Source organism: Janthinobacterium sp. BJB446, assembly GCF_002735655.1.
GTDB classification, from domain to species: Bacteria; Pseudomonadota; Gammaproteobacteria; order Burkholderiales; family Burkholderiaceae_D; genus Janthinobacterium; species Janthinobacterium lividum.
This window is the reverse complement of sequence record NZ_PDZK01000008.1, coordinates 1-19,524: the sequence shown is the minus strand read 5'-3', so window position 1 is coordinate 19,524 and position 19,524 is coordinate 1. Positions and strand designations below refer to the sequence as shown.

The 19,524-nt window shown below is 64.7% G+C and carries 17 protein-coding genes, 2 tRNA genes and 1 pseudogene; 9 read left to right on the top strand and 11 right to left on the bottom strand.

What is annotated here, in order from left to right:
- Positions 1-26: 26 nt before the first annotated feature.
- Positions 27-665 carry a TetR/AcrR family transcriptional regulator gene (locus tag CSQ92_RS27195; RefSeq protein WP_099395891.1) on the bottom strand — a complete coding sequence of 213 codons (639 nt, stop codon included), beginning with the start codon at positions 663-665 and terminating at the stop codon, positions 27-29.
- A gap of 105 nt (positions 666-770) precedes the next feature.
- On the opposite strand from CSQ92_RS27195, the gene CSQ92_RS27190 reads away from it, so the two are divergent.
- Positions 771-1,991, top strand: a complete 1,221-nt coding sequence (locus CSQ92_RS27190; protein WP_099395890.1) for a TCR/Tet family MFS transporter — start codon at positions 771-773, stop codon at positions 1,989-1,991.
- On the opposite strand, the gene CSQ92_RS27185 is transcribed toward CSQ92_RS27190, so the two are convergent.
- From CSQ92_RS27185 to CSQ92_RS27170, 4 genes are all read right to left on the bottom strand, one after another.
- Complete coding sequence (locus CSQ92_RS27185; RefSeq protein ID WP_070282880.1) at positions 1,988-2,233, bottom strand: DUF1059 domain-containing protein; 246 nt, start codon at positions 2,231-2,233, stop codon at positions 1,988-1,990. The two genes, CSQ92_RS27190 and CSQ92_RS27185, sit on opposite strands and share 4 nt — an antisense overlap.
- Before the next feature lie 71 nt (positions 2,234-2,304).
- On the bottom strand, positions 2,305-4,677 hold the full coding sequence (locus tag CSQ92_RS27180; protein WP_099395889.1) for an acyl-CoA dehydrogenase: 2,373 nt from the start codon (positions 4,675-4,677) through the stop codon (positions 2,305-2,307).
- 121 nt (positions 4,678-4,798) lie between these two features.
- Positions 4,799-5,122, bottom strand: coding sequence for a hypothetical protein (locus CSQ92_RS27175; RefSeq protein ID WP_099395888.1), 324 nt, complete (start codon positions 5,120-5,122; stop codon positions 4,799-4,801).
- Positions 5,123-5,408: 286 nt separating this feature from the next.
- A tRNA-Phe gene (locus tag CSQ92_RS27170) sits at positions 5,409-5,484 on the bottom strand.
- A 119-nt stretch (positions 5,485-5,603) separates the two neighbouring features.
- Between CSQ92_RS27170 and CSQ92_RS27165 the strand changes: the two genes are divergently transcribed.
- Positions 5,604-6,374, top strand: coding sequence for a hypothetical protein (locus CSQ92_RS27165; protein ID WP_257219376.1), 771 nt, complete (start codon positions 5,604-5,606; stop codon positions 6,372-6,374).
- A 42-nt stretch (positions 6,375-6,416) separates the two neighbouring features.
- Here the strand turns inward: CSQ92_RS27165 and CSQ92_RS27160 are convergent, their stop codons facing one another.
- On the bottom strand, positions 6,417-6,845 hold the full coding sequence (locus CSQ92_RS27160; protein ID WP_070259846.1) for a hypothetical protein: 429 nt from the start codon (positions 6,843-6,845) through the stop codon (positions 6,417-6,419).
- Between the two features lie 208 nt (positions 6,846-7,053).
- On the opposite strand from CSQ92_RS27160, the gene CSQ92_RS27155 reads away from it, so the two are divergent.
- Positions 7,054-8,049: a cytochrome-c peroxidase gene (locus tag CSQ92_RS27155; protein ID WP_070259844.1), complete on the top strand. Its 996-nt coding sequence runs from the start codon at positions 7,054-7,056 to the stop codon at positions 8,047-8,049.
- Between the two features lie 42 nt (positions 8,050-8,091).
- On the opposite strand, the gene CSQ92_RS27150 is transcribed toward CSQ92_RS27155, so the two are convergent.
- The 3 genes from CSQ92_RS27150 to CSQ92_RS27140 form a co-directional block, all read right to left on the bottom strand.
- The gene (locus CSQ92_RS27150) at positions 8,092-10,476 is read right to left on the bottom strand and encodes a S9 family peptidase (RefSeq protein ID WP_099395886.1); all 2,385 of its coding nucleotides are present in this window, start codon (positions 10,474-10,476) and stop codon (positions 8,092-8,094) included.
- Positions 10,477-10,568: 92 nt separating this feature from the next.
- Complete coding sequence (locus CSQ92_RS27145; RefSeq protein WP_099395885.1) at positions 10,569-12,833, bottom strand: putative bifunctional diguanylate cyclase/phosphodiesterase; 2,265 nt, start codon at positions 12,831-12,833, stop codon at positions 10,569-10,571.
- Positions 12,834-12,971: 138 nt separating this feature from the next.
- Entirely contained in the window at positions 12,972-13,778 is an 807-nt protein-coding gene (locus tag CSQ92_RS27140; RefSeq protein ID WP_099389953.1) for a YggS family pyridoxal phosphate-dependent enzyme, read from the bottom strand.
- Positions 13,779-13,870: 92 nt separating this feature from the next.
- Here CSQ92_RS27140 and ptsJ point away from each other — a divergent pair, with 92 nt between their 5' ends.
- Both ptsJ and CSQ92_RS27130 read left to right on the top strand, forming a co-directional pair.
- Positions 13,871-15,172, top strand: coding sequence for a MocR-like B6 salvage transcription factor PtsJ (gene ptsJ / locus CSQ92_RS27135; protein WP_099395884.1), 1,302 nt, complete (start codon positions 13,871-13,873; stop codon positions 15,170-15,172).
- Positions 15,173-15,205: 33 nt separating this feature from the next.
- Complete coding sequence (locus CSQ92_RS27130; protein ID WP_099395883.1) at positions 15,206-15,925, top strand: glutamine amidotransferase-related protein; 720 nt, start codon at positions 15,206-15,208, stop codon at positions 15,923-15,925.
- 50 nt (positions 15,926-15,975) lie between these two features.
- On the opposite strand, the gene CSQ92_RS27125 is transcribed toward CSQ92_RS27130, so the two are convergent.
- The gene (locus CSQ92_RS27125; protein WP_034784390.1) at positions 15,976-16,281 is read right to left on the bottom strand and encodes a PsiF family protein; all 306 of its coding nucleotides are present in this window, start codon (positions 16,279-16,281) and stop codon (positions 15,976-15,978) included.
- Positions 16,282-16,546: 265 nt separating this feature from the next.
- Between CSQ92_RS27125 and CSQ92_RS27120 the strand changes: the two genes are divergently transcribed.
- Entirely contained in the window at positions 16,547-17,086 is a 540-nt protein-coding gene (locus CSQ92_RS27120) for a DUF2058 domain-containing protein (protein WP_034784389.1), read from the top strand.
- Positions 17,087-17,225: 139 nt separating this feature from the next.
- On the opposite strand, the gene CSQ92_RS27115 is transcribed toward CSQ92_RS27120, so the two are convergent.
- A tRNA-Phe gene (locus CSQ92_RS27115) sits at positions 17,226-17,301 on the bottom strand.
- 186 nt (positions 17,302-17,487) lie between these two features.
- Between CSQ92_RS27115 and dkgB the strand changes: the two genes are divergently transcribed.
- The 3 genes and pseudogenes from dkgB to CSQ92_RS27100 all read left to right on the top strand — a co-directional run.
- On the top strand, positions 17,488-18,312 hold the full coding sequence (gene dkgB / locus CSQ92_RS27110; protein WP_099395882.1) for a 2,5-didehydrogluconate reductase DkgB: 825 nt from the start codon (positions 17,488-17,490) through the stop codon (positions 18,310-18,312).
- 1 nt (position 18,313) lies between these two features.
- A complete protein-coding gene (locus CSQ92_RS27105; protein ID WP_099395881.1) occupies positions 18,314-19,243 on the top strand; it encodes an LLM class oxidoreductase in 930 nt (309 codons plus the stop codon).
- A gap of 66 nt (positions 19,244-19,309) precedes the next feature.
- Positions 19,310-19,524: pseudogene (locus CSQ92_RS27100) on the top strand (oxygenase); the annotation flags it as partial.

The window sequence follows — 19,524 nt, the reverse complement described above, 5'->3', positions numbered from 1 at the left end:
GCTGCCTGAACGACGGGGTTGCCGCTTCAGGCGTAGGGCGTGCCCGCCATGGCGGCGTTCAAGCCCGTGTGTCCCCGGTCCACCAGGGACAGGAAGACGGCCTTGGCCAGTTGCGCGTCGCCATGTTGCGCGAAGGCACGGTGCGCCTCGATGAGGGCGGTGCTCCAGGTGGCCAGCAGCAGGCTGGCCGCCAGGTGGGCGAGGGGATCGCTTGCATCGCGCCCCGTGGATTCGGTCAGCGCTTGCGCCACCACTTGCGCCAGTTCGTCGCGGATGGCCCGCGCCCGCGCTTTCAAGGTATCGCTGGCTTCGATGGTGGCAATGAAACCCTGGCCAGCGGCGGAAAATGTGATGTAGGGACTGTCTTCCAGTACCAGTCGGTGCGCCAGCAGGCGCAGGGTTTCGATGGGCGGGATGGCGGGATCGCGCTGGCGCAAGGCGTTGCGCAGCAGTTCGCGCCCCTCTTCCTCGCGGTCGAAGAACATGTCTTCCTTGCGCGGGAAATGGTTGAACACCGTCATGCGTCCCACGCTGGCGGCCGCCGCGATCTCGTCCACCGTCACTTGCTCGAAGCCGCGCACGAAGAACAGGCGCGTGGCGGCATTCGAGATGGCTTGGCGGGTGGCAAGGCGTTTGCGGGAGCGGAGGTCGGAAGGAATCGTCATGTTGCCACGATCATACACGAAGCGTACTGAGTACAGATAAGGCTTGCTGGCGCGGCAAGGCTGGGCATACTATTTGTGTACTGAGTACATATTTAGATTGAGTATATGAAAGAATCTGTTCCCGTGGCGGCATTGCCCCTCATCTTTACCACTGTCGTGCTCGACGCCGTCGGCATCGGCCTGATCTTCCCCATCCTGCCGGCGCTGCTGCGGGACGTCACGCACGCCGATAACGTGGCGCCGTATATCGGCATCATGACGGCCCTGTATGCATTGATGCAGTTCATCTTTGCGCCCGTGCTGGGGGCGCTGAGCGACCGCCTGGGGCGGCGCCCCGTGCTGCTGCTCTCGCTGGCGGGCGCGGCCGTCAATTACCTGTTCCTCGCCTTTGCGACCAGCCTGTGGATGCTGCTGCTGGGGCGTGCCATCGCCGGGTTGACGAGCGCCAACGTTTCCGTGGCCACCGCCTACATCACCGACATTTCTCCCGAGGTGAAGCGGGCGCGCCGCTTCGGCTTGCTCAACGCCATGTTCGGCGCAGGCTTCATCATCGGCCCCGTGCTGGGCGGCGCGCTGGGCGATTACGGGCTGCGCCTGCCGTTCATGGCGGCAGCCGTTTTGAATGCCGGCAATTTGCTGCTGGCCTGGCATCTGCTGCCAGAATCACGCCACCCCTCGCGCACGCCGACACGGGGGAAAATCGACCTGGCGGCATTGAACCCTCTGCGCCCATTGCGCTGGGTTTTCTCGGAGAAAAGCTTGCTGCCGATTACCGTCATCTTCTTTACCTTCAGCGCGGCCGGCGAAGTGTATGGCGTGTGCTGGGCGCTGTGGGGCCACGACGCGTTCGCGTGGAACGGGCTGTGGATCGGCCTGTCGCTGGGCGCCTTTGGCGTGTGCCAGGCGCTGGCCCAGGCTTTTCTACCTGGCCCGGCCGTGAAACTGCTGGGCGAGCGCGCCACCATCCTGGCGGGCGTGGCCTGCGCCTGCGTGGCATTGACCGTCATGGCGTTTGCCACGCGCAGCTGGATGATCTTCGCCATCATGCCCGTGTTCGCTCTGGGCGGCATCGGCGCGCCGGCCTTGCAGTCGCTGGCGACGCGGCAAGTTGCCGAGGACCGGCAAGGCCAGTTCCTGGGTGTGCTGGCTTCGGCCGTGAGCCTGGCGTCCGTGCTATGCCCGCTGGTGTTTTCCAGCATTTACTTTGGCGTCAGGGCGTACTGGCCCGGCGCCGTCTGGCTGTCGGTGATCGTCGTGTACGCGGCACTCGTGCCGCTCGTGCTGGGCTTGCGCTTGCAGAAACCGGCGCAAGCCCTGGCAGGCTAGTGCGCGTGCGAGGCCCCGCTGCTGCCGGCTTGTCCCGTCATGGGCAGATGTTCGGGCGGCATGCCGTCCTTGAACAATTGGCGTAGTTGCTGGCGCAGCTCCGGGGTATCGTGGTGATGGTGTACCGAGACTGCGTGTTCCACAGCAATTCCCAACAGCTCTTCCTCGCTGTCAGCCGAGATGGCTACCGAGCAATGCGTGTCGCTTGGGAATTCCCTGCAATCGATGTATTTGCGCGTCATGATCGACTCCTTTCTGGAAAGAGCGGGCACAGCACCCGCTCAATTCAGTATAGGCCGCAAAGCAGCCCCGCCTAGGCCGCGCGGCTCTCGCCAGCGGATTCGTCATCAAGACGCTGCACGGCGCCGCCGCCTTGAGCCAGATGCGCCGCATCGGCGGGAAAATCGTCGACCTGGATCAAGCCGTCGACCAGGCGCGCATATTCGAGCAAGGTATTGTGCTCCTGGCAGCTGACCGAGCCTGCGGCCTTGGCCGTTGCCAGCCACTGCTGCATGGCGGACAGGCTTTGCGGCAGGTGCCGCAGGACTGCGCCTGCGGGCGTGTCTTTCAGGCGTTTTTCGATGTGCAGCACGTCGGCCAGCAGGGCCAGTGCCCGCTCGGCGCAAGCCACGGGATCTGTGTTGTCGTTGGCCACATAACCGTCGGCCAGCAGGCGCTCGCGGTCGGCGCCCGGCGTTTGCAGGGCCAGCGCCACTTCACTGCCAAGCTCGTCGGAAGGCGGGCGATGCGGCAGGCCGAAGGGAAACAGCAGGGTGCGCAGCAGCACGGCCAGCACGCGCGCGGGGAAATTGTCGAGCACGCCCGTCAAGCCCTGCTGCGCCTTGACCAGCGCATCCTGCAGCGACCAGTGCACGTAGGGCAGGTCGGCTTCGGGGCGGCCATCGTCCTCGTAGCGCTTCAGCACGGACGAAGCCAGGTACAGTTGCGCCAGCACGTCGCCCAGCCGGGCGGACAGCCGCTCGCGGCGCTTGAGCTCGCCGCCGAGCACGAACATCGACATATCCGTCATGACGGCAAACGCCGTCGACAGCCGCGTCAGGGCGCGGTAGTAGGGCGCCAGTGCGGGCGCGCCGGCGTCGGGCGCGGCCGCCAGGCGCGCACCGCCCAGTCCGTACCATAATCCCCTGGCCAGGTTGCCCAGCACAAAGCCCACGTGGCCAAAGAAGGCAGCATCGAAATCCCGCAGGGCTTTGCGGCCATCGCTTTCGCTGACGGCGGCCATTTCCCTGAGCACATACGGATGCGCGCGGATGGCGCCCTGGCCGAAGATGATCAGGCTGCGCGTGAGGATGTTGGCCCCTTCGACGGTAATGGCGATGGGGATTTGCTGGTAGGCGCTGGCGAGGAAGTTGTTGGGCCCCACGCAGATGCCCTTGCCGCCGAGAATGTCCATGCCGTCATTGACGAGCGCGCGGCCCCGTTCCGTGACGTGGTATTTGACGATGGCGGAAATGACGGCCGGCTTTTCGCCCAGGTCGACGGCGTGCGCGGCCAGCGTGCGGGCCGCATCCATCAGGTACAGGTTGGCGCCCATGCGGGCCAGCGCTTCCTGCACCCCTTCGAACTTGCCGATAGCCATGTTGAACTGGCGCCGCACGGCCGCATACGCGCCGGTGCCGCGCACGGCCATCTTGCCCATGCCCACGCTGGACGAGGGCAGCGAAATGGCGCGCCCGGCCGCCAGGCACTCCATCAGCATGCGCCATCCCTTGCCCACTTGCGCCTGGCCGCCGATGACCCAGTCGATGGGAATGAAGACATCGTTGCCCGAGGTGGGGCCGTTCTGGAACGCGGCGTTCAATGGGTGATGGCGGCGGCCGATCACCACGCCGTCGTGGCTGGCGGGGATCAGTGCGCAAGTGATGCCCGGCGTGTCATTCTCGGACAGCAGATGTTCGGGATCGCTGGTCTGGAATGCCAGTCCCAGTAAGGTCGCCACGGGCGCCAGGGTGATGTAGCGCTTGTTCCAGGTGAGGCGGAAACCCAGTGTGGCGCGGCCCTCATGCATGCCCATGCACACGACGCCCAGGTCGGGAATGGCGGCCGCATCGGAACCCGCATACGGGCTGGTCAGGGCAAAACAGGGAATCTCGGTGCCGGCGGCTAATCGCGGCAGATAATGGTTTTTCTGTTCTTCGGTGCCGTAATGCAGCAGCAGCTCGGCCGGCCCCAGCGAATTGGGCACCATCACGGTGACGGCCAGCGCCGAGCAGCGGCTCGACAATTTCATGACCACTTGCGAGTGCATGTAGGCGGAGAATTGCTTGCCGCCGTATTGTTTCGGGATGATCATGCCGAGGAAACCTTGCGCCTTCATGTAGGCCCAGGCCTGGGGCGGCAAGTCCTGCGCCTGCTGCGTTTCCCAGTCGTTGACCAGTTCGCACAGCCGCTCGACGTCATGCTCGAGAAAGTGACGCTCCTCGGTCGTGAGCGAGGCACGTCCATAGGCCAGCAGCTTGGGCCAGTCGGGCCGGCCGGAAAACAGGTCCGCGTCCCACCACGTGGTACCCGCTTCGAGCGCGTCGCGTTCCGTGTCGGACATGGTTGGCAAGATACGCTTGAACAAGGCCAGCAGGCGTGGGGTGACGAGGGCGCGGCGCACGGGACCGGGGGCGAACAGTAAAGCCAAGCCCAGCAGGGCTACCATCAGTAGGATCGTCAGCATGCGTATCTCCCTGTGTAATGAGAACAGGGTAGGCCGATTTGGCGAATGTTACTGTGCGGTACAGCGCATACGCACAACGCCAACCGCATGGGTTGGCGTTGTGCGTATTGCGTGGGGCGTATTAACGTTGCGGGACGACAATCACCGTGTCGCCCGTCTTGCCTTTGGCGCCATCGTTGCCTTGAACGCCATCGTTGCCTTGTGCGCCAGTGGCGCCCTTGGCGCCGTCATATCCGGCGGCACCGCTGTCGCCGGTCTGGCCCGTGGCGCCGGTCGCACCGGTCGCGCCGGCAGGGGCTTCAGCGCCCGTCGCACCCGTAGCGCCGGCAGGGCCAGGCGCACCGGCAGGGCCGGGAACCACTTGTACGACAGGTGGCGCTTCGCGCTGGCAAGCGGTCAAGGCGAGGGTAGAGGCGAGCGCGAGCAATATCAGGGTAGTTTTCATGATGCATCCTTTGGCAGTGTGCCGTGATGTACGGAACGGCTCGACGGCGTCGGGCGCGAGTTTCGCATGGCGGTGTTACGGAGAGAATCTGATCAGGTGGCCGTTGCGCCGTGTCGCGCAGGACGCTGGCGGCGGGAAGGGGGTGTGGTCTGCCTGCAGCATGTGCTCTTGGGCGGCCGCAGTCCGTACGTTTGCGTACATAGCGGGGTGGTGGGGGAGGGTTTGGCAAAGAGAAACAAAAAAGCCAACCCGAAGGTTGGCTTTTTGCTATGCACTGCTGAATTCTTGGTGGCCCGGGGCGGAATCGAACCACCGACACAAGGATTTTCAATCCTCTGCTCTACCGACTGAGCTACCAGGCCAAGGCGGCGAATTATAGCAGAAAGACTTTCCACCTGACCAGAGCTAGCTGTGTTCAAATGCAACAGATGGCCAAAACATAGTGTTTTGGCATCCTTGTATGAACTGAAGGGATGTGGCGATGCAGCGATGTATTGGAGTGCAAGGCCTGGCGGTGGCGGGCTTGTTTGGCTTGTTGTGCGGCACGGCGCGGGCCGACGGGCTCGCTGATTTGAATGCGGCGCTGGCGCGCTTGCAGGGCCAGATGCCCATCAAGGCGCAGGTCGAATCGAAATCCTGGCGTCGCGAGGGTGAGGGCAAGGCGGCGGAAGAGGATAGCGGCCAGGCGACTGTCACTGTCGAGGGCGGGCCGGCGGGCTTGCAGGTGCTTTACGGCAAGGACTTGCTGGCGAAAGTGGAGGCTGAGCAGCGCGCCAGGGTGAAGGATCCGAAGGTCAAGACGCCGATCGGCTTTGCGCTGGGGGAACTGAAGGCGACGGAGCTGCGCTCCATGGTGTCGGCGGCCGATGCCCTGTCGCGCGAGATCGAGGAAGCCGTGTTCAGCAGCGAAAAGATGGATAGCTACAAGGGCAAGCCGGCGCGTTTGCTCAGCTTTACCTTGTCGCTTGACAAGGTGCCTGAGAAAGACCGCAAGTATGTGAAGAAGTTCGAAGGCGGCATCGAGGTATGGATCGCCGCGGACGGCACGCCGCTGGCCAGCCATTTCCACTTTGACGTGAGCGGGCGCGCCTTTGTCGTCGTCAGCTTTACCCAGAAGTCGGACGAGACGCGCCAGTATGGCGTCAGCGGCGACCATTTATTGTTGCTGCGCAAGGAGAGCAAGAATGCCACCGCGGGGGCGGGCGAAAAGGTGGAGAGCAAGATCGTCAAGACCTTGCAATTGCAGTCCTGACGTGTTGCAGAAGCATTCAAGCCGCTGATCCAGCGGCTTTGTTTACATGGCGGCGCTGCCGCCCAGGGCGCTCTTTTGCAGCACGCAGCGCCCCGCCTCGCAGGTGGCGCCCGGGTCCGTGACGATGGAGCAGGTCGACATCATGCCGTCCGCTTGCTGCTGTTTGCGGCTCGCCTCGGCTTGTGCCTGGGCCAGTGCCTTGAGTTTCTTGCCGTCATTGCCCTTGCTGGACCAGGCCAGGTAGCGCTCGGGGCCGCCGCAAGCCTTGGCGCCGATGGCGATGGTCTGGCATTGCTGGGTGGAATCGCAGGCGGCTACGCCCACTTCCGCCTGGATTTGCGCCAGCAAGCCGGCATTGCCGGGGGCGGGCGGCGCATCATCTTGCGTGGGGGCGCTGCCGCAGGCGCTGGCGGCCAGCAGCAGGAAGCTGGCGCACGCGGCGCGCAGCAGGGAGTAGGTAGGTGTGTGCATGCCTTTATCATGTGCCACGCTTGCGTAAATGGCAAGCGCGATTCGCACTTGGCGAGAACCTTGACCCTGGTCATTTTCCTTATTAACTAGTCAAAGTTAATATAAATCAACATCCAACCAGCGATGTACGGGTGGCAACCGGGCCGGTGCGCTGCATTCCCGCGCCGGCGCGCGCCGCCGATTCGGGAATGCTTCCAGGAGTTAGATTATGCGCCGCACCCTCTCACCCTTTCTCTTCATCACCAGCCTGGCCCTTGGCGGCGTTCTGCATGCCGCCGACAAGGAGCCGATCCAGCCCATCACTGCCGCCAAGATCGCCAATCCGGCCATGGTCGAATTGGGCAAGAAGCTGTTTTTCGATCCCCGCCTGTCGCGCTCGGGCTTTATTTCCTGCAATAGCTGCCACAACCTGAGCATGGGCGGCACGGACAATATCAAGACCTCGATCGGCCACAACTGGCAGCGCGGGCCCATCAATTCGCCCACGGTGCTCAATTCCAGCATGAACGTGGCGCAATTCTGGGATGGCCGGGCCAAGGATTTGCAGGAGCAGGCGGGCGGTCCCATCGCCAATCCCGGCGAAATGGCTTTTACGCACGAGCTGGCCATCGACGTGCTGGCCTCGATTCCCGCCTACCGCGCGGAGTTCCGGCAAGTGTTTGGCCAGGATAAGCTGACCATCGAGCAAGTCACGCGCGCCATCGCCGCCTTTGAAGAGGTGCTGGTGACGCCAGGTTCCCGTTTCGATCAATGGCTGTCGGGCAAGAAGAGCGCGTTGACGAAGGACGAACTGGCCGGCTACCAGCTGTTCAAATCGAGCGGCTGCATCGCCTGTCATAACGGCCCCGCCGTGGGCGGCAACACCTTCCAGAAGATGGGCGTGGTGGAACCGTATAAAACGGCGATGACGGCGCAGGGACGCTCGGCCGTGACGGGCAAGGATGCGGACCGCTTCAACTTCAAGGTGCCGACCTTGCGCAACGTGGAACTGACGTATCCCTATTTCCACGATGGCGAAGCGGCGACGTTGACGCAAGCCGTCGACGTGATGGGCCGCCTGCAGCTGGGCCGCACCTTCACGCCCGATGAAAACGCCAAGCTGGTGGCCTTCCTGAAGACGTTGACGGGCAAGCAGCCGCACCTCGTGCTGCCGATCCTGCCACCATCGTCGGACACGACGCCACGGCCCGTGCCGTTTGACTGAATGAGTCCATGAAAAATGCCCGCATCAAGCGGGCATCGGGGTTTATTTCAATGTTCTCTGGAACAACTGATAAATCCGGCGGTACTCGTCATACCACGCTTCCGGCTGCACGAAGCCGTGGCGCTCCATGGGGTAGCTGGCCATTTCCCAGTTATCCTTTTTCAGTTCGATCAGGCGCTGCGACAGGCGCACGGAATCCTGGTAAAACACGTTGTCGTCGATCATGCCGTGGGCGATCAGGAGGTTGCCCGTCAGCTTGTCTGCGTATTCGATCGGCGACGAGATTTTATAGGCTTGCGGATCGATGTCCGGCGTGTTCAGGATATTCGCCGTGTACTCGTGGTTGTACGTGGTCCAGTCCGTCACGGGACGCAGGGCGGCGCCGGACTTGAAGATTTCCGGCGCGCGCATCAGGGCCATCAGGCTCATGAAGCCGCCATAGCTGCCGCCATAGATGCCCACGTTCCGGATGTCGCCCTGGTGCTGCTGCGCCAGCCAGGTGGCGCCGTCGACAAAATCTTCCAGTTCCGGGTGGCCCATCTGGCGGTAGATGGCCGTGCGCCAGGCGCTGCCGTAACCGAGCGAGGCGCGGTAGTCGACGTCGAGCACGATATAGCCTTGCTCGACCAGCAGGTTGTGGAACATCTGTTCGCGGAAGTAGACGGGATAGCGCTGGGTCACGTTTTGCAGGTAGCCGGCACCGTGCGCGAACATGACGATCGGATAGCGCTTGCCCGCTTCCAGCTGCGCCGGGCGGTACAGCTTGGCCCAGATCGGCGCCGCGCCATGCGTGGACGGTACTTGCACCAGTTCCGGCATGACCCAGTTGCGCGCCTTGAAGGCGTCGCTGCGCGTATCGGTCAGGATATTTGCCTTGCCGCCCGCGACGGCAACCGTCGCCAGCTGGGCCGGCATATAGCTGGTCGAATAGCGCAGCAGCAGCTTGCCGTTATCGGGCGACAGGCCGAAGTTTTCCACGCCTTTCAAATTCGTCACTTCGCGCGCGCCGCCTTCGCTGGCAGTGCTGGCGCACACTTCATACGTGCCGGGCGCCTGCCGGTTGCACATGAAATAGGCATGCTTGCCGTCGCGGCTCCATTCGACGGCGCTCACTTCCCACTGGCCGCTGGTCAGCGCGCGCGCCGGGGCCGCGCCCGTCTTCGTGTACAGGTGGGCGTAGCCGCTTTCCTCGGACAGATACCACAGCGTGGTGTTGTCGGGCAGCCAGCCGAATTCGTCGGCGCGGCGGTTGACCCAGGCCGTGTCGCTGATGCGGTGCACGGGCACGAGGGCGGCGTTGGCCAGGTCGACGTTGGCGAGCCAGCCATCCTTGTTGTCGACGGCGCGGATGCGCACGGCCACCTTGCTGCCGTCATCGGTCCAGGCGATGCCGTCGCGCTGGGCGTCGATGCGCACGGCGCGGTTGCCCTTCAGGGGCGGCAGCTTCTGTTCGGCGCGCAGACTGGCCAGCGGGTCGGTGGCGATGCCGGGCAGGCTGTCAAAGGCGATCTCGCGCACATGGCCCGTGCGCAGGTCGGCCAGTTTCAGGCTTTGCGCGATCGGCATGTTGCGGCCCACGCGCGTGCGCTCGTCATCGACGTCCGGGTAGCCCGTTTCCGTCACGTAGCGGGCCAGCTTGCCCAGCTTGCCCTTTTCGGCCGCCTTGTCTTGCGTGACGAACAGCAGCCAGCGGCCGTCCGGCGACAGGGCGCTGCCGGAAATGGTGACTTTGTCGCCTAGGTAGATCGGTTCCGGCGCGCGCGTGGCGTCCAGGCGGCGCTCTTCATGGCGGCGTTCGCGGCTCGCGTCGCGGTCTTGCTTCTGGCGCGCCAGGTTGACGATCAGGCGCAGCTGCAGGTCGCGCAGGGCGTCCGCTTCCGGCGTGGCGTCCGGGTCCTTGGCGGCGCGCAGCAGGGCGACGGGGGCGCTCAGGCGCTCCGCGCGGCTCCAGCTGAACCAGTCGGTGCCGCTGCGGTATTGCACGGCGGCGCCGTCGGCGGAATATTGCGGGTCGCTGATGGCCGTGACGCCGCGCGTGATTTGCGTCAAGGCGCCGCTTTTCAGGTCGCGCTCGAACAAGTCGCCGTTGCGCAGCAGGATGGCGCGCGTGCCGGAGCGGTTGACGACCATCTGCTGGCCATCGAGATTGGCCAGCTGCGCATCGTCGACCTTCTTGCCGCTATTCAGTTTGGCGTTTGCGCCTGGCAATTGATACGTGTCGCGCAGGGGCGAGCCGAGGCGTTTTTGCTTGTAGTAGAGCTGGCCATTCCAGCCCCACCATGCCGCTTCGACGGGCGTGCCGATCCAGTCGGGGTCGGCCATGGCCTGGTCCAGCGTGATCGGCGTGGGGGTGGTGGTGGATGGGGCCGCATGCGCGGCGGGCAGGGCGGCTATCAGGGTGAGCAGCAGGGGAAGAACCAGACGCATCGGGGATCACTTTAATCAAAGGGGATGGTGAAGGTACAGGCTATGAGGCCGGTATTCTAGCGGAGGAGTTTCGTGCAGGAAATGTCGGAAAGCTAAGCTTGGCGCTGGGCCAGCCAGGCGAGAAAGTCATCGAGCGGCATCGGCCGCGCATACAGGTAGCCCTGCAAGCCGTCGCAATCGTGGGCGATCAGGAAGTCGGCCTGCTCCTGCGTTTCCACGCCTTCGGCCACGACGCGCAAGCCCAGGTGGCGCGCCATGGCCAGGATCGCTTGCACGATGGCCGTGTCGCGCGCATCGTGCGGCGTGTCGTCGATGAAGCGCTTGTCGATCTTGAGTTCGTACAGCGGCATCGACGTCAGGTAGGCGAGGCTGGAATAGCCTGTGCCGAAATCGTCGATGGAAAAGCGGATGCCGAGGGCCGCCAGTTCGCGCATGCGCGCCAGCGAGGCGTCGCGCTGGTCGATCAGCAAGCCTTCCGTCAGTTCCAGGATCAGGGCGTCGGCCGGCGTGCCGTGTTCGGCCAGCGCGGCCTGCACGCGGGCGGCAAAATCGGGCTGGCGAAACTGGGCCGGACTCACATTCACGGACAGGGCGACGGGCGATCCGGCCCGCGCCAGCATGGCGGCGGCGCGGCACGCTTCGCGCAGGGCCCAGTGGCCCAGCTTGACGATCAGCCCCGATTCCTCGGCGATGGGGATGAAGATGGCGGGAGCGATATGGCCGCCGTCCGCCTGCGGCCAGCGCATCAGCAGTTCGGCGCCCGTCACCCGGCCGTGGCGGTCGACCTGCGGCTGCACGTGCATGCATAATTCACCGGCATCGAGGGCGCGCGCGAGTGTCCTTTCCAGGGTCAGGCGGCGTTCCACGCCCGCCTGCATGGCCGCTTCAAAGAAGGCGATGCCGTTGCGTCCTTCCGCTTTGGCGCGGTACATGGCGATGTCCGCTTCGCGCAGCAGGTCGTGCGCCTGCTGGCCCGCTTTCGGCAGCAGGGTCACGCCGATGCTGGCGCTGCAATGATAGGACTGCCCTTCGATCTCGAAGTCGCGCGCGATGGCGGCACGGATTTTCTCGGCCACCTGGGCCGCCGCACGGGCGGCGTTGTGCAGGTCATCGGCCAGGTGCGCCAGCAGCACGACGAATTCGTCGCCGCCGATGCGCGCCACCGTGTCGGCCTTGCGCATCAGCTGCGCCAGCCGTTCGCCGGCCAGGCGCAGCAGCGCGTCGCCGGTGGCGTGGCCGCGCGCGTCGTTGATGTGCTTGAAGTGGTCGAGGTCGATGAACATCAGCGCACTAATGGTATGGCCGCGCGGCGCGGCGGCCAGCAGGTGGCCGATGCGGTCCATCAGCAGGCGCCGGTTGGGCAGGCCCGTGAGCACGTCGTAGAAGGCCAGGCGGTGGATGTCCGCTTCCGATTTCTTGCGCTCGTCGATTTCGCGCTCGACGGCCACCCAGTGCGTCTGCCTGCCGTCCGCATCCGTGAACGGCACCAGTTCCGCTTCGACCCAGTACGCCTTGCCAGCCTTGTTGTAATTGAGCAATTCCGCGCGTGCCGGCTGGGCGCGGGCCATGGCGGCGGCGATGCGCGCCAGTTCGCCCGCATCGGTGGCGGGGCCTTGCTGGAACAGCAGGCTGCGGCCCAGCACCTCGGCGCGCGCATAGCCGCTGCTGCGCTCGAAGGCGTCGTTGACGAAGATGATGCGCGTGGCCGGCGCCGCACCCGCGCCTGGCGGGGCATCGGCCACTTCGGCGAGCATCACCATGTCGTTCAGGCGGGCAAGCGCCGTGGCCGTCAGGCGCAGATCGGCGTTCAGCTGCGACAGTGCCTGGCTGCTGCGTTCCAGGTGGCGTAGCAGAAAAGCGCAGGAGAGGGTCAGCACGGCGGCGATGAACAGGAAGTTCAGGGCCACGATCAGCGCGCGCAGCACGGGGGAGTCGGGCACGCCGCGCAATTGCAGCTCCACGTCGGGATGCAGGCCGAGGAAAAAAATGGTCAGCGAAGTCAGGGCCAGGGTCGACAAGGCTGGCCGCATCCCCAGCAGCAGGGCCGCCAGCACGGGCATGAGCATCATGTAGATCTGGCTGACGGGGCCGATTTTCAGCAGCAGGCCCACGCCCACCAGGTAGGCGACGATCAGGAATTGCCACACGCGCCAGCGGTAGGGCATGGCGCGCAGATGCCAGATGAGGCCGACCCAGCCGATGGCCAGCACGTCGAGGGCGACTATGGACCAGATAGCTTCGCGCGCCGCCAGCAGGGCGCTGGGAATGGCAGTGACGATGCCAAGCAGCAGCACCGCCTGCAGCAGGCGCGCAAAAATCTGTCCGCGCCAGTGCGCGAGATCGTTTGACGCGGCCACGCTGCCGTCCTTTCCCCAAGGAGCTGTGCTGCCGAGCTGAGCAGTATGGTAAAAATATTACGCGGTATCGTTCTGCATGTCATCTTGATCATTCGATATGATTGACTGCACGACTACCCGCAGGGCGCATCGGGCCGTCTATTCCTTTTCCGCCGTGGGCCAGTAGTGGCTATCTGGCGTGTCCCGTGCGCCGAAGATGGCCTGGCCGACCCGCACGACGGTAGCGCCTTCTTCAATGGCGATTTCATAGTCGCCGGACATGCCCATCGACAGCTCGTCTAGGCCGATGCCATCGGGAACATCCTGGCGCAGCCGGTCGCGCAGCGTGCGCAGCAGCACGAAGCAGCGGCGCACGCGCACGGCTTCCGCCGACAACAGCGCCAATGTCATGAGTCCGCGTACCCGCAGCGCGGGGAAGGCGGGCAGCGCGCGCAGGAAAGCGGCCACCTCGTCCGGCGGCAAGCCGTACTTGCTGGCTTCTCCCGAGGTGTTCACTTGCACGAACACATCGAGCCCCCGTCCTGCTGCTTGCAGGCGCCGTTCCAGCGCCTCGGCCACGCGCAGGCTGTCGAGAGCCTGGAATTCGCTGGCAAAGCGCGCCACCAGCTTGGCCTTGTTGGTCTGCAAATGGCCGATCACCGACCATTGCAGGTCGCCCAGGTCCGCCATCGCTTCCCACTTGCGGCCTGCCTCCTGCGGCTTGTTTTCTCCCAGCAGGCGGCAACCCGCGGCGTAGGCCAGGCGCAGGCTCGCCTCGGGCTTGGTCTTGCTGACGGGCAGCAGGCGCACGCCGGCCGGATCGCGGCCGACCCGCTGGCATGCGGCGGCCATGCGCGCGTGCACGGCGGCCAGATTGCGGCGGAAGTCGTCCACCGACACGGCTTGCGGCCAGCGCCCATGCTGCGCGTGCATGGTCGCAGTGAGCAGGGGAGTGTCATTGTTCATGTGTCAGCCTTGTGTCAGCCTTATGAGCGGCAGGAGTCGCCGCAGTGATGTATGATTGTCCTATGCCAAAATATATCATGTCTGAGACTATCATGAAGATTGCAGGGAAAACCGCTGCGGAGCTGTTCGACAGCATCCGTGCTCTGACGCAGGCGGGCGAACTGGCGCCGGGCCAGGAATTGCCGACCGTGCGCGAGCTGGCCGCGACCTTGGGCGTCAACCGCAATACCGTGTCGCTGGCGTACAAGCGCCTGGCGACGGCCGGGATCGCGGTCACGCAAGGGCGATTGGGCACGGCCATCCGCGCACAGCGCGATCCCGGCGAGCAGGAAGGCCTGCTGCCCGGCTCGCCGCTGGCCGACCTGGGCGGCGGCAATCCTAATCTTGCCTGGCTGCCCGATGTCGGCGCGGCCCTGGCGCGCAAGCCATACCGCCCGCGCCTGTATGGCGAAGCCACGCTGGATCCGGAGCTGGAAGCCCTGGCGCGGCGCTGGATGGCCGGCGATTGCCCTGAGGGCCACGACATCACCCTGACGAATGGGGCGGTCGATGCGGTGGAGCGCCTGCTGGCCGCGTATCTGGTCGCGGGCGACAAGGTGGCAGTGGAAGACCCGTGCTTCGTCAGCAGCATCAACACCTTGCGCATCGCCGGGCTGCACGCCGTTGGCGTGGCTGTCGATGCCGAGGGCATGCAGGCCGAGGCGCTGGAACGGGTGCTGGCGCAAGGCGCGCAAGCCGTCATCGTGACGCCGCGTGCGCACAATCCGACCGGATGCAGCCTGAGCGCTGCGCGCGCGGACCAACTGCGGGCGGTGCTGGCCGCTTACCCGCACGTGCTGGTCATCATCGACGACCATTTCTCGCTGCTGTCCGTCGCCAGCTACCAGGACGTGATTCCCCATGCTGCCCGGCGCTGGGCGCTGATCCGTTCGGTATCGAAGATCTTCGGCCCCGACCTGCGCCTGGCCGTTGTCGCCAGCGACGGGCAGACCGCCCAGCGCCTGCGCCTGCGCCTGGCGCCCGGCACGAACTGGGTCAGCCATCTCCTGCAGGATGCCGTGAGCGCCTGCCTGTCGTCACCGGACGTGCTGGCGCAGGTGGCCCTGGCCCGTGCCGACTATGCGCGCCGCCGCAGCATCCTGGCCGATGCGCTGGCGGCGCAAGGCCTGGTCTGCGCCAGTCCTGCCGATGGACTGAGCCTGTGGCTGCCGCTGCCGGGCGGCAGCCAGGCGGCCGTGCTGGCGCTGGCCCGGCATGGCTGGCTGGTCCGCGGCGGCGAAGCCTTCGGTGTGCAGGCGCCGGCGCAGGGATTGCGGATCACCGTATCGACCATGGACGCAGCGCGTGCGCAGTCGTTCGCCGGCGTGCTGGCCCAGGTGCTGGGCCGGCCATAGTTTTTTAATTCCTAGCCACAGAAAGGGAACATCATGAAAGTCCATTTCATCGTGCATGAAGCGTTCGAGGCGCCTGGCGCCTACGAGACATGGCTACGCGAGCGCGGCTACGCGGCCACGTATTCACGCGTCCACGCCCATGAACCGCTGCCCCCGTCCATCGCGGACATCGACCTGCTGGTCGTCATGGGCGGACCGCAGTCGCCGTCGACGACACGCGAGGAATGCCCGCATTTCGACGCCGCCGCCGAACAGGCCTTGATCGCCGCATGTGCCGCGGCGGGCAAGGCGGTCGTCGGCGTCTGCCTGGGGGCGCAGCTGATCGGCGCGGCCCTGGGAGCGCGCCATGCGCACAGCCCTGAAAAGGAGATCGGCAAGTTCCCCATCATGCTGACGCGAGAAGGACAGGCGAACGACAAGTTCGCCCATTTCGGCGATGTCCTGGAGACCGGGCATTGGCATAGCGACATGCCGGGCCTGACTGACAGCGCGAAGGTCATCGCCCACAGCGAAGGCTGCCCCCGCCAGATCGTCGAATACGGCAATCTGGTGTACGGATTCCAGTGCCATATGGAGTTCACGCCGGAGGTGGTCGACCTGCTGATCGCCGCTTCAGAAACGGAACTGGCCACGCTGGAGTCGCACCGCTTCGTGCAGCAGCCAGCGACCCTGCGCGCCCACGACTGGCAGGCCATGAATGGCAAGCTGTTTGTTTTCCTTGACCGGCTCATGCAGGGCTACGCATCGCCGTGAAAAAAAACGCCAGCATGATGCTGGCGTTGTGGGGCAAGCAGACGAGGCGCTTATTTTTTCGGCGCGCTCAGGCATTCCTTCATGAATGCCTTGCGGGCATCGCCCTTCATGTCCTTGGCGTCGACATTGCATGCCTTCATCTTGTTTTGCTGCGTCATGGCCGGCGCCGGCTTGGCGCTCAGGCATTCCTTCATGAACGCCTTGCGCTCATCGCCTTTCTTGCCGGCGGCGTCCGCATTGCAGGTCGTCATTTTTGACTGTTGGGCCGTCTTGGCGGCGGGCGCCGCTTCCGGCGCGGCGGCAAAGGCGGTACTGGCAAACGCGGCGGCGATGCAGAGGGCGAATAATTGTTTCATGGCAAATCCTTGTAGACGCAGTCAGTGGAAGGGGACGTGCAACCGGCAGGCAATGCCGATATGCAGAACGTAACTAACTATATGACATTTATCAACAAAATTTGCAATCGAGTGTGTCTTTTTGTTACTGGCCGGCGCCAGGAACCTGCCGGCTGCCCCGGGTAGCCATCTTGCGGCGGCAGCCCCCCTGTTTTTTGCTATGCTAGCGACTTTCCACCGGCCGATGCCGCTGCCTTGGCCGGCGCACCCTCAATACGGAGTAGTTATGGTCTCGTTGCAAGAGCAGTTTTTAAAGGCCGGCCTGGTCGACAAGAAGAAGGTCAAACTGGCCAACCAGGACAAGAGCAAGCAAAAAAAGGACGAGCGCAAGAGCGGCACGCAAAGCGTCGACGAAGTGCGCCTGGCCGCGCTCGAGACCCAGCGCAAGAACGCGGAACGCGCGCGCGAACTGAACGCCCAGCGCGACGCGGCCGCCAACCAGAAGGCCATCGTGGCGCAGATCGCGCAAATGGTGCAAAAGAACCGCCAGAGCAAGGGCAACAACGGCGACGTGCCGTATAACTTCACGTTCAACAACAAGATCGAGCGCATCTACGTGACGGCCGCCGTGCAAGCCCACCTGGTGGCGGGCCGCCTGGTCATCATCTGCCTGGGCGGCGCCGTGGAACTGGTGCCGCGCATCATCGCCGACAAGATTGCAGAACGCGACCCCGCCATCGTCGTGCGCGTCAAGCAGGCCAGCACGGAAGTGGACGAGGACGATCCGTATGCGGCGTTCCAGATTCCCGATGATTTGATGTGGTAAGAGGGGGCTTGCCCGGCGCTGACGGCGCCGGGGAGTAATTGCGGGCCGGAAGCGGCCCGTTTTTGTTTGTGGCGCATACACGGCGCCACATTCAAAAACGCCACCCGAAGGTGGCGTTTTTGAATGTAAAACGAATTCTTGGTGGCCCGGGGCGGAATCGAACCACCGACACAAGGATTTTCAATCCTCTGCTCTACCGACTGAGCTACCAGGCCAAGGTGGCGAATTATAGCAGACCAAAACGGGAATGCAAGAGCCGGCTGTGACTTTTCCCCGATTTTCTGCATAGGCAACACCTTACTTGCTTGCGGGTCAAATATGATTTGATATAAACGGTATTTTTCTCAACAAAGGATGGGCGCATAGTGTGGTCATCGTTACTGACTTGAGAGGATTACCGCATGAACGCCACCACCCATCACACAGCCATCCCTGAAATCGGCCTGGGCACTTTCCGCCTGCAGGGACAGGTCGTCATCGATTCCGTCGCCACGGGCCTGGACGTCGGCTACCGCCATATCGACACGGCGCAAATCTACGGCAATGAAGCCGAAGTGGGCCAGGCCATCGCTGCCAGCCCAGTCCCGCGCGACGAGCTGTTCGTCACCACCAAGATCTGGATCGAGAGCTTGCGGCGCGACAAACTCATTCCCAGCTTGAAAGACAGCCTGCACAAGCTGCAGCTGGAGCAGCTGGATTTAACGCTGATCCACTGGCCGTCGCCGCAGGACGCGATTCCCGTGGCCGAATACATGGCGGCGCTGGCGGAGGCCAAGGCGCAGGGGCTGACCAAGGCCATCGGCGTATCGAATTTTACGAATGCGCAGCTGCAGCAAGCCATCGATACGGTGGGTGCGGCGGAAATCGCCACGCAGCAGATCGAGATCCATCCGTTCCTGCAAAACCGCAAGGTCATCGATTTTGTGGGCAGCCAGGGCATCCACATCACGGCCTACATGCCGCTCGCGTATGGCAAGGTGATGGCGGACCCCGTGATCGCCGCCATCGCCGCGAAGCACGGCGTGACGCCGGCGCAAGTGGCCTTGAGCTGGTCGCTGCAGCAGGGCTTTGCCGTGATCCCCTCGTCGACGAAACGTGCCAACCTGGAAGCGAACCTGCATTTCCAGCGCATCACCCTGTCGCCGGACGAGATGGCGCAGATGGCGGCCCTGGAACGGGGCGAACGCCTGGCCAACCCGGACGGCCTGGCGCCGCAGTGGGATTGAGATGGGCGCCATGACAAAGCTGGGGCAGGGCGGTTTCAGTATCGGCCTGGAACTGCCGCTCGATAATGACTGGTCGTCCATGGGGCGCCAGGCGAATGCGGTCTCCGGCCGCGTGCCGGGCGAACCGGACCTGAAACAGCATGCGGCGCTGGCAAAGCTGGCCGACCGCCTCGGTTTCAGGGCCCTGTGGCTGCGCGACGTGCCCCTGTACGACCCGTCGTTCGGCGACGCGGCCCAGGTCTTCGAGGTGTTTACCTACCTGGGCTACCTGGCCGGCATCACGGAGAACATCTTGCTGGGCACGGCCGCCGTGGTGCTGCCGCTGCGCGAGCCCGTGCTGACGCTAAAAGCGGCGGCCAGCGTGGACCAGTTGAGCGGCGGACGTTTGCTATTGGGCGTGGCCAGCGGTGACCGGCCCGTCGAGTATCCCGTGTTCGGCCGCGATTTCGACGGGCGCGGCGCCGCCTTCCGCGAGCAGGTCGCCATGCTGCGCGACTGGGGCGAGACGCGTCTGCCGCCAGGCGTCCGTTTGCTGCCCAAGCCAGCCGCGCCCTTGCCCCTGCTGGTGGCGGGGCTGGCGCAGCAGTCGCCCGCGTGGATCGGCGCGCAGATGGATGGCTGGCTCGCCTATCCTGGCACGCCGGACGACCATGCGCGGCGCTCGGCGCAATGGCGCGCCGTGGCCGGCGATGACAAGCCGTATGTCAGCTTCATCCACCTGGACCTGGACGAGGATCTGAACCTGCCGCTGCAGCGCTTCCGCTTCGGCGGACGCACGGGGCGTGAGGGCCTGATCGCGGAGCTGCACGCCATGCGCGCGGCCGGCGTGCGGCATATCGGCTTGCAGCTGCGGCAGAACCGCCGCCCGCTGGCCGAGACGATGCAGGAGATCGCGGACCATGTGCTGCCCGTCTTTCATGGCACCGCTTGATCTGGGGCACGTGTCCTGTACTTCCGGACTATCTGAAAAGGGTGGGGCAAACGCTATAATGGCCGCATGAACAGTCCCACTCCCCCTACCATGCGGCGCTTCATGCACAGCCACAGCGACGTTTGCATCGTCGGCAATGGCGCCATCGCGAAAACCACGGCGCTGGCGTTTGCCCAGGCAGGACAAAGCGTCACCCTGTTATCCCCGGTGAGCCCTCCGGCACCCGCGGTCAAGCCGGTCGAAGCCAGCTGGGATGTGCGCGTGTATGCGCTCAACCACAC

Bases quoted from the DNA above. Each gene is read 5' to 3' on its own strand.
- CSQ92_RS27125 (WP_034784390.1), bottom strand. From the start codon at position 16,281: ATGAAACAATTATTCGCCCTCTGCATCGCCGCCGCGTTTGCCAGTACC.
- CSQ92_RS27185 (WP_070282880.1), bottom strand. From the start codon at position 2,233: ATGACGCGCAAATACATCGATTGCAGGGAATTCCCAAGCGACACGCAT.
- ptsJ (WP_099395884.1), top strand. From the start codon at position 13,871: ATGAAGATTGCAGGGAAAACCGCTGCGGAGCTGTTCGACAGCATCCGT.
- CSQ92_RS27180 (WP_099395889.1), bottom strand. From the start codon at position 4,677: ATGCTGACGATCCTACTGATGGTAGCCCTGCTGGGCTTGGCTTTACTG.
- dkgB (WP_099395882.1), top strand. From the start codon at position 17,488: ATGAACGCCACCACCCATCACACAGCCATCCCTGAAATCGGCCTGGGC.
- CSQ92_RS27160 (WP_070259846.1), bottom strand. From the start codon at position 6,845: ATGCACACACCTACCTACTCCCTGCTGCGCGCCGCGTGCGCCAGCTTC.
- CSQ92_RS27155 (WP_070259844.1), top strand. From the start codon at position 7,054: ATGCGCCGCACCCTCTCACCCTTTCTCTTCATCACCAGCCTGGCCCTT.
- CSQ92_RS27130 (WP_099395883.1), top strand. From the start codon at position 15,206: ATGAAAGTCCATTTCATCGTGCATGAAGCGTTCGAGGCGCCTGGCGCC.
- CSQ92_RS27140 (WP_099389953.1), bottom strand. From the start codon at position 13,778: ATGAACAATGACACTCCCCTGCTCACTGCGACCATGCACGCGCAGCAT.
- CSQ92_RS27190 (WP_099395890.1), top strand. From the start codon at position 771: ATGAAAGAATCTGTTCCCGTGGCGGCATTGCCCCTCATCTTTACCACT.
- CSQ92_RS27165 (WP_257219376.1), top strand. From the start codon at position 5,604: ATGCAGCGATGTATTGGAGTGCAAGGCCTGGCGGTGGCGGGCTTGTTT.
- CSQ92_RS27105 (WP_099395881.1), top strand. From the start codon at position 18,314: ATGGGCGCCATGACAAAGCTGGGGCAGGGCGGTTTCAGTATCGGCCTG.
- CSQ92_RS27175 (WP_099395888.1), bottom strand. From the start codon at position 5,122: ATGAAAACTACCCTGATATTGCTCGCGCTCGCCTCTACCCTCGCCTTG.
- CSQ92_RS27150 (WP_099395886.1), bottom strand. From the start codon at position 10,476: ATGCGTCTGGTTCTTCCCCTGCTGCTCACCCTGATAGCCGCCCTGCCC.
- CSQ92_RS27195 (WP_099395891.1), bottom strand. From the start codon at position 665: ATGACGATTCCTTCCGACCTCCGCTCCCGCAAACGCCTTGCCACCCGC.
- CSQ92_RS27120 (WP_034784389.1), top strand. From the start codon at position 16,547: ATGGTCTCGTTGCAAGAGCAGTTTTTAAAGGCCGGCCTGGTCGACAAG.